Origin of the sequence: Corallococcus praedator (assembly GCF_003612125.1) — a bacterium.
Lineage (GTDB): Bacteria > Myxococcota > Myxococcia > Myxococcales > Myxococcaceae > Corallococcus > Corallococcus praedator.
Genome location: NZ_RAWI01000391.1, coordinates 1 through 8,505 on the forward strand (window position 1 = coordinate 1; position 8,505 = coordinate 8,505).

Consider the following 8,505-nt stretch of genomic DNA (forward strand, 5'->3'; position numbering starts at 1 on the left):
TGTCCATCCTTCGTCGGCAGCGGCGCGATGCCCACCTTGCCCCGGATGGGAGAGCCCTCCGCCTGCGCCTCGCTCCACGCATAGGGCCAGTTGCGCATGAACACCGCGCGGCCCTCCTGGAACACGCGTCGCGCCTCCTCCTCGCCAAACCCCGTCACCGTCGGCGGAGACAACCCATCCGCGATCAACCCGTGCAGGTACGCCAGCGCCTCGCGCGCCGCTTCCGTCTCCAGCAGCACGCGCCCGTCCGCCCCCAGCGACTGCCCGCCATGGCCCCAGATGGCCTCGTACACGTTGCACGTCAGGCCCTCGTACTGCCGGCCCTGCCACACGTAGCCCTGGATGCCCGGCGCCTTCGCCATCGCGTCGCGGGTGAAGCGCCGCAGCTCTTCGTACGTGCGCGGTGCGCGCGGCACCAGGTCCGTGCGGTAGTAGAGCACGCCCACGTCCACGTACCAGGGCACCGCGTACGTGCGCCCCTCCACCACCACGGAGTCCACCGGCCCGGGAAGGAATTCCTCGCGAAGCCGCGCCGGGGGAAAGTCCTCGGACAGGTCCGCCACCCACCCCGCCCGAGCAAACTCCGGCACCCACACGACGTCCGCCACCAGCACGTCGAAGTCCGTCGCCTTGCCCTGCAACGACGTGAGGAAGAACTGGTGCGCCAGGTCCGACGAATTGGGCAGCGCCTCCGTCACCAGCTCCACGTCCGGGTTCGCGCGCGAATACCCCGCCAGCAGCTCACGGAACGGCGCCGGGTCTCCCCACAGCGGCTGGAACTTGAAGACGATGCGCGTGCGGCCCGCCGTCCCCTGTTCCTCCGACGAGCGTTTGCAGCCCGTCGAAACGAGGCCCAGCGCGACGAGGAGAACGAGGAGGCGGCCCATGCGCCCGGATGAGTCCAGTGCGAGGACCCACCGTCAACGCAAGGCACACGCCCGGGTCATCCAGGCGACATGCCCGAAGCCGCCAGCGGCCCCGGTGCGAACAGCCGCCGCGCCGTGGCGCCCACCGCGCGGCACGCGAGCGCATCCACCGCGCCGCCCACCAGCCCTCCGGCCAGGGGCACCACCTTGGACAGGTTCACGATGCCCTTCTGTCCCGCCTTGCTCACCAGCCGGAAGCCCACCGCGCGGTTGATGCCGCTCAGCGCGTGCTTCGGCACCGCCTCCAGCGCGCGCATGCCCAACTGGTGGCTCACCTCGATGCCGGCCTGCTTCACCACTTCCTTGCCGATGTCACCCACGATGGCCAGCAGCGTGAGCGTCCGCACGCGGTCCTCCTCCACGTCATGCCCGTGGATCCGCGCGATGGCGCCCACCAGCCGCGCCTGCACCGCCCACGACACGCCCAGGCCCGCGGGCAGCGCCACCGGCAGCGTGAGCAGCCCGCCCAGTCCGGACAGGAAGCCCGTGGTGAACAGCTTCCCCGTCTCCCAGTGGATGAGCGCATTGATGCGCGCCTCGTGGTCCGGGTAGCGCGTGTCCCGCAGGTACTCGTCCGCCAGCCCCGTCGCGCTGCACAGCGGCCCCAGGCCCTCGAAGCCCGCATCCAGGACGGCGTTCACGACTTCCAGCGGCTTCGACATGCGTCCACCTTTCGCCCTGAGCCTAGAGCGGGCCTCGACCTGGAGAAAGGAGACCGCGGGAAGCCTGCCCGGTCGCTCGGCACGACCCCGACGAAGAGGGAGGGGAGTAGGCCCCTCCCTCCCGTCGTTCACTCAGAGCTCGTTGAAGATGAGCAGCCCGCGTGAGGTGTCCACCGCGTAGACATACCCGTCGCCCGGGACGCGCATGCCCATGACGCCCTCGTAGACGATGGCCAGCCGGTTCGGGTCGGTCTCACGGTAGGCGTTGAAGTAGGCAATCTCCTTGGGGAGCGTGGGATTGGCCACGTCGAACACGCGCACGCCGTCCTGGTACCAGGCCACGTACAGCTTGGTGCCCTTCAGGATCATGTTGTGGATGGAGGTGGTGGGGCGCAGCCGGTGCTCGCCGATGAGCTGGATGTTCGCCGGGTCGGTGACATCCAACACGCGAAGGTGCGCGCCCTCCTGCTCACTGCCCTCGAACGCGATGGTGCGGCCCGCGAAGGTCCCCACCGCGCTGGCATGGCTGTATTGCCGGTTGTAGTGGTACTTGCCCAGCTCCTTGACCTGCATCGGGTCGCTCGGGTCGGTGACCAGGAAGCCGATGTCCGTGTGGTTGATGTAGAGGCGGCCCTCGTAGGAGAAGGAGTCGTGCGGATAGCTGGTGACGAACTCCTCGGACGAGAAGACGACGCGGTTGAGCAGGACGGGGTCTCGCGGGGACGTGATGTCGAAGATGATCGTCTGCGCGGGCCGCAGCGCCATGGCGTAGAGCCGGTTGCCATCCACGTGCAGGGTGTGGACATTCGGGGGCGCGCCGCTGGGCACGCTGCGGATGTAGGTCGGATCCCCCGGGTTTGAGATGTCATACAGGATGACGCCGGAAGCCTTGGTGGCGACGTAGAGGACGTCGTCCTTGGCCCACGCGGCGTTCCAGTACCCGTCGCCCGGCAGGGAGATGACCTTCTTCAACACGGGGTGGTCGCGGTCGCTGACGTCGAAGACCGTCAAGCCTCCCGCGGGCATGTCCGGCTTGAGCTGGATGGACACCACGTAGGCATGGTTCTTCGTGACGTAGACATCCACGGGGAAGCCAAGGTCGACGGCGGACTCGGAGACGAGGTTCAGGCCCCCGGAGGACTCGGCCTCACCGCGGCTCAAGACCAGGCGGTCCGCGTCGAACGTCCCCTTCTCCGTGAGCACGCCGTTGGTGCAGACCGCATAGCAGCCGGTGATGTGGTGGGGTTCGGGCACGTCACAGCCCGCCAGCGCGGTCTTGATGGCCACGCCCCGGGGCGTGGTGAAGACGCTCGTGAGGAGCATGCCCTGGTCATCGAACTGCTGCCGGGTGAAGCGATCAAAATTCGAGGTTCCGGTGCCGCCCCCTTCCGGGAGCTGGAGGCCGGCTCCGCCCCATGGGTACTCGCCGGTGTCCGGTCGCAGCTCGGTCTGGTAGATGCCGTGCCGTGACGCCGTGCGGAGCGCGCTCGGGTTGCATTGCGACAGGTTGAAGAGGGCCGGGGTGTCGCAGTCGATCTCGGTTCCCAGGGGCGGGGTGAACTCGCAGGGAGCGAAGACGCCGCGGTCAATCCAGTCGCCCTTCTCTTCGATGGGGGTGGAGGTGCCATCCCAAGCCACGGCAGGGGGCGTGCCGGCATCCGGGGACCCCTTGGAGTCATCAGAACAGGCCGTCAGCAACACAGGGCAGGAGAGCAGCAGCATTCCCAGACAACGGGGAAGACACCTCATCGAGAAGCCTCCATGGCCAGGCGGCACCCGGCCGTGCGCCAAGCACACTCGCAGTGTAAAGCTGTTCTCGAAAAGGAGATAGGGGACCAGCGGTAATCCCTGACGCGCCCTACTCCATGGAGGATGGCGTTTCACCCGCACGCAGCCGGGGCAGGCGCACGGTGAACACCGTGCCCTCGGCGGCCGACGACCGCGCGTCCACCGTGCCCCCGTGCGCCAACACCAGTTGCCGCACGATGTACAACCCCAACCCGATGCTGCGCTCGGAGCGGCCCACCGTCGTGCCGCGCTGGAGCGGTTCGAAGATGCGCGGCAGCAGGTCCGGCCGGATGGGCTCACCCCCGTTGCGCACGTGCACCACGAGCGCGTCCGGTTCGCTCAGGCTCTCCACCCGCACGGGCGTCTCCTCCGGGCTGTACTTCAGCGCGTTGCCCAGGATGTTGGAGAGCACCTGCGCCATCCGGTCCGAATCCCACGCCCCCTGCCCATCCCCCTCCTGGTCCACCAGGATGGTGCGCTCCGGGTGCGCCGTGCGCGCCTCCTCCACCACCTGCAATGTCAGCGCGTGGAAGTCACACGGCTCCGCTTGCACCGGGATGCCGCCGCCCATGCGCGCCTGGGTGAAGTCCAGCAGGTCGCGGATCATCCGCGTCGCCCGCTCCGCCGCGGACAGGATGCGCGCCGCCGCCTTCGCGTGCCACGGCTGGATGTCCTCGCGCCGCAACATCAGCGACGCCCCGGTGAGGATGGCCCCCAGCGGGTTGCGCAAGTCGTGGCTCACGATGCCAATGAGCTGCTGCTCGAACTCCACCCGCCGTTGGGCCTCGTGCACCAGTTGCTGCTTCTCCTCCTCCGCGCGCCGCCGCTCGGTGATGTCGCGCATGGCGCCCACGATGCGCCGCGCCTTGCCGCTCGCCCCGCGCACGATGCAGCCCTGCGCCGCCACGTACGCATACGACGCGTCCTTGCGCAGCACGCGGTACTCGTCCTGCCACCGGTCGTCGTCCGCGTCGAAGGCCCGCTGCAACCCGGTCATCACCCGCTCGCGGTCATCCGCGTGGATGTGCCGCCGCCACCACGCCGCGTCCGCGTCCACCTCTTCCAGCGGGAAGCCGAAGACCTCCTCCGTCGCGTCGCCAATCCAATGCATGGCGTCCGACTGGAGGTCCCAGTCCCAGATGGCGTCGAAGCTCGCGTGCGCCACCAACTGGTAGCGCTCCTCCGACCGGCGCAGCGCCTCTTCCGTGCGCTTGCGCAGCCGTACGCCCTCCGCCTCGCGCAGGGCCCGCCGCACGCTGGGGCCCAGCCGCTCCAGCCGGTCCTTGAGCACGTAGTCGGTGGCGCCGCGCTTGAGCAGCTCGATGGCGCGGTCCTCGCCCAGCGCCCCGGAGACGAAGAGGAAGGGCGTGTCCGGGCACACCGTCTGCGCCGCTTCCAGCGCGCTCATCCCGTCGAAGCCCGGCACGTTGTAGTCCGACAGGATGAGGTCGTACTTCCCCTTCGCCAGCGCGGAGGTGAAGGCCGTCCGGCCCGCCACGCACTCCAGCGTCGCGGGCAGTCCGCCCTCCTCCAACTGCGCGGACACCAACTGCGCGTCCAGCGGGCTGTCCTCCAGCAGCAGGATGGACAGCGGGCGTCCGGAAGCGGGGGCGGGGTTCAACTCCAGCGCGGCATTGCCGCGTGAACTCACTTCGAGGCTCCCGGCGTGGGCGCCCCCGGCGGCGGCTGGTTCACCACCGCCCAGAACAACCCCAGCTCGCGCAGCGCGGACACGAAGTCCGGGAAGGCCACCGGCTTCACCACGTAGGCATTCACACCCAGACCGTAGCTGCGCGCCAGGTCCCGCTCCTCGCGCGACGAGGTGAGCATCACCACCGGCACGGCCTTCAGCTCCGGGGCGCCCTTCACCTTCTCCAGCACCTCCAGCCCATCCACCTTCGGCAGCTTCAGGTCCAGCAGCACCACGGCCGGGTGGCCATCCTGGCGGTTCGCGTACTCGCCCTTGCGGAAGAGGTAGTCCAGCGCCTGCTGCCCGTCGCGCACCACCACCACCTCGTTGGCCAGGTGCACCTCCTCCAGCGCCGCCAGCGTGAGCGCCACGTCGTTGGCGCTGTCTTCGACCAGGAGGATCCTCTTGAGCTCAAGCACGCTTAGGTCTCTTCTTCCTTCTTCTCCAACGGAGAAGTCCGGGGCAGGGTGAAGGTGAAGGTCGCGCCCTGCCCCACTGCGCCCTCCGCCCAGGTCCGTCCACCGTGGCGCGACACGATGCGCCGCACGTTCGCGAGCCCGATGCCGGTGCCCTCGAACTCCTCGGCCGTGTGCAACCGCTGGAAGACCCCGAACAACTTGTCCACATACTGCATCTCGAAGCCCACGCCGTTGTCACGCACCCAGACCACCGCCTCTCCCTCCACCTCGCGCGCCCCCACCTCGATGCGGGCGTCCGGCTTCGGACGCGTATACTTCAGTGCATTGGCCAGCAGGTTGTGGATCACCTGCCTCAACAGCGCCGGGTCGCCTTCCACCGTCGGCAGCTCGCCCACCTGCCATTCGACCTGGCGGCCGTTGGCTTCCGGCAACAGGTCCTTGCGAGCCTCCTCCACCAACTGCCCCAGGTCCACCCGCGTCCGCCGCATCTCCGCCCGGCCCATGCGGCTGAACGCCAGCAGGTCGTCCACCAGCGTGCCGCCCTGCTTCGCCGCGCCCGCGATGGTGGTGAGGTAGCCCTTCGCCACGTCGTCCAGCTTCGGCCCGGCCCGGCGGTCCAGCAGCTGCGCGAAGCCGGTGATGTGGCGCAAGGGGGCGCGCAGGTCGTGCGACACGGAGTAGCTGAAGGACTCCAGCTCCTTGTTCGCCTCCTGGAGCTGGGCGGTGCGCTCGCGCACGCGCTTCTCCAGGCCCATGTTCAGGCGGCGGATCTCCTCCTCCGCCTGCTTCAGGCTCTCCACGCGCTCCTTCAGCTCCATGGCCAGCGCCTCGATGCGCTGGCGTGAGAGCACCTGCTCGGTGACCTCCCACGACACGGACACGATGCCGTCCACGCGCCCTTCCACGTCGAGCAGCGGCTGGAAGGTGAGGTTGAAGTAGCCCTCGGGCGCGTCCTGCCCCTGGTCGCGGCCCAGGCGCAGGGGCATCTCGCGGCCCTGGTAGGTCTCTCCGGTGCGGTAGACGTGCTCCAGCGCTTCAATCTGTCCTTGCCCCTCCAGCTCCGGCAGCGCCTGGCGCAGCGGCAGGCCCACCAGGGGCCGGGAACCGGTGAGCTTCAGGCGCAGGTCATTGGCCATCTCGAAGACCAGCTCCGGTCCGCGCAGCACGGTGATGGCGGCGGGCAGCTGCTTGAGCACCGCGAACAGGTTGCGCCGCTCCGCCTGGGCCGTCTCGTACAGGCGCGCGTTCTCCAACGCCACGCTGGCCATCTGCGCCAGCTGCACGGCGACCGTCTCGTCCTCCGCGTCGAAGTCACCCTCCAGCTTGTCGGACACCTGCACGAGCCCCAGGTTGCGGCCGTCGTGCCCCACCAGCGGCACCGCCAGGAAGCCGCGCAGGGGCAGCGCCGGGCCTTGCGCGGGGGCCGCGTCCTTCCACGACGGATGCGCGGACAACTCCTCGCGCGTCAGGCGCAGCGGGTGGTTGTCCCGGCACACCCGCGCGAAGAGGCCCCGCTCGTCCACCGCCGTCGCGTGGGCGTCCGCCGCCGACAGCGCGGTGAGCGGCTGGGCGTCGCGTCCCTCCACCACCTGCACGGAGGACTGGTTCGCGCCAATCAGCTTGCGCGCCTTGAGGGCCACGAGGTCCAGGATGGCCTGCACCCCGCCGGCCGCGTTGAGCGCCAGGCTCGCGCGCGACAGGCCTCGGAGCTGTTCGGTGCGGCGCAGCTCTCCGGCCAGCAGCCGGGCCCGCTCCTCCTCCGCGAGCTTGGACGCGGTGATGTCCTGCACGGTGCCCACGAAGCGCAGGGCCCGCCCGTCCTCGAAGAGCGTCCGGCCCGTGGCGCGCACCCAGCGCAGCACGCCGTCCTTCAGCCCCACGGTGCGGTAGGCGACGTCGTAGTCGCCCGTGCCCGCCGGATCCGTGCTTCGCGCCACCGCCTGGTTCACCGCCTCCCGGTCCTCCGGGTGCAGCCCCTCCAGGAACAGCGCGTAGGAGACCTCCGACTCCGGCGGCAGGCCGAAGAGGGTCTTGCAGCGCGCGTCCCAGTCCAGGGTGCCCGTCACCATGTTCATGTCGAAGGTGCCCAGCTGCGTGGCCGTGAGCGCCATCCGCAGCCGCTGCTCGCTGTCCTGCAGGGCCACCTGCTGCCGGCGCAGGTCCTGGGCCAGCGCCTCCGTGCGCTGGCGCGAGTGCACCCACTCCGTCACGTCGGTGGCCAGCGTGATGATGCCGGACACCTTCCCATCCGACTCCAGCAGCGGGTGGTAGATGACGTTGAAGAAGACGGAGGCAGGCTTGCCGTCGCGCTCCAGCACCACCTCGAACTCCGGCCGCACGAAGGGCTGCTTCGTGCGCAGCACCCCGCGCAGCACCTCCATCACCTCCGGCTGCGCGGCCATCTCCGGGAACACCTCCGCCAGCGTCCGTCCCGGCGGGATCCTCCGGCCCACCAGCCGCTCGTAGAAGGGGTTCGCCAGCTCGAAGACGAAGTCCTTTCCGCGCACGATGGAGATGCCCACCGGGGCCTGCATGAAGAACGCGTGCAGGCGCTCGCGGTGCACCAGCTCCAGGGCGTCGCGCTCGCGCTCGCGCAGCGCCTCTTCCCGCCGCTGCACGGCTTCGCGCGCCAGGTGCAGCTCCACGAACATCGACACCTTGGCCAGGAGGATTTCAGGCCGCAGCGGCTTGCGCAGGTAGTCCACCGCGCCGTGCACGTACGCGGCCAGCCACTCCTTCTCGTCCCCGTCGCCCGCGGTCATCAGCAGCACGGGCGTGCGCTTGTTGCGCTCGCGCTCGCGCATCAGGTTCAGCACATCCACGCCCGTCATGTCGCCCAGGTTCATGTCCATCAGGACCGCGGCGAAGTCCTCGTCCAGCACCCGCCGGAGCGCCTCGCGGCCGGACGCGGCGCGCACCAGCCGCTGTCCCAGGGGCGCGAGGATGCCCTCCAGCGCCAGCAGGTGGCCGGGGGTGTCGTCGACGAGGAGCAGGCTCGCGCGGGGGGGGGACGATGACAG

The 8,505-nt window shown here is 69.8% G+C and carries 6 protein-coding genes; all 6 read right to left on the bottom strand.

Translation table 11 applies throughout. The features are described from left to right. A partial coding sequence (locus D7Y13_RS33710) for an extracellular solute-binding protein (RefSeq protein WP_120630899.1) occupies nucleotides 1–887 on the bottom strand: 887 nt, incomplete at its 3' end. A gap of 56 nt (nucleotides 888–943) precedes the next feature. After that, the gene (locus D7Y13_RS33715; RefSeq protein ID WP_120534190.1) at nucleotides 944–1,588 is read right to left on the bottom strand and encodes an EcsC family protein; all 645 of its coding nucleotides are present in this window, start codon (nucleotides 1,586–1,588) and stop codon (nucleotides 944–946) included. 132 nt (nucleotides 1,589–1,720) lie between these two features. Further along, a complete protein-coding gene (locus D7Y13_RS33720; RefSeq protein WP_120534191.1) occupies nucleotides 1,721–3,337 on the bottom strand; it encodes an LVIVD repeat-containing protein in 1,617 nt (538 codons plus the stop codon). A gap of 109 nt (nucleotides 3,338–3,446) precedes the next feature. Next, a complete protein-coding gene (locus tag D7Y13_RS33725; RefSeq protein WP_120534192.1) occupies nucleotides 3,447–5,027 on the bottom strand; it encodes a sensor histidine kinase in 1,581 nt (526 codons plus the stop codon). Beyond that, nucleotides 5,024–5,485, bottom strand: coding sequence for a response regulator (locus D7Y13_RS33730; protein ID WP_120534193.1), 462 nt, complete (start codon nucleotides 5,483–5,485; stop codon nucleotides 5,024–5,026). Before D7Y13_RS33730 ends, D7Y13_RS33725 begins: the two co-directional genes overlap by 4 nt. A 2-nt stretch (nucleotides 5,486–5,487) precedes the next feature. Beyond that, nucleotides 5,488–8,505: ATP-binding protein (locus tag D7Y13_RS33735; protein ID WP_120630900.1), on the bottom strand; the 3,018-nt coding region annotated here is incomplete at its 5' end.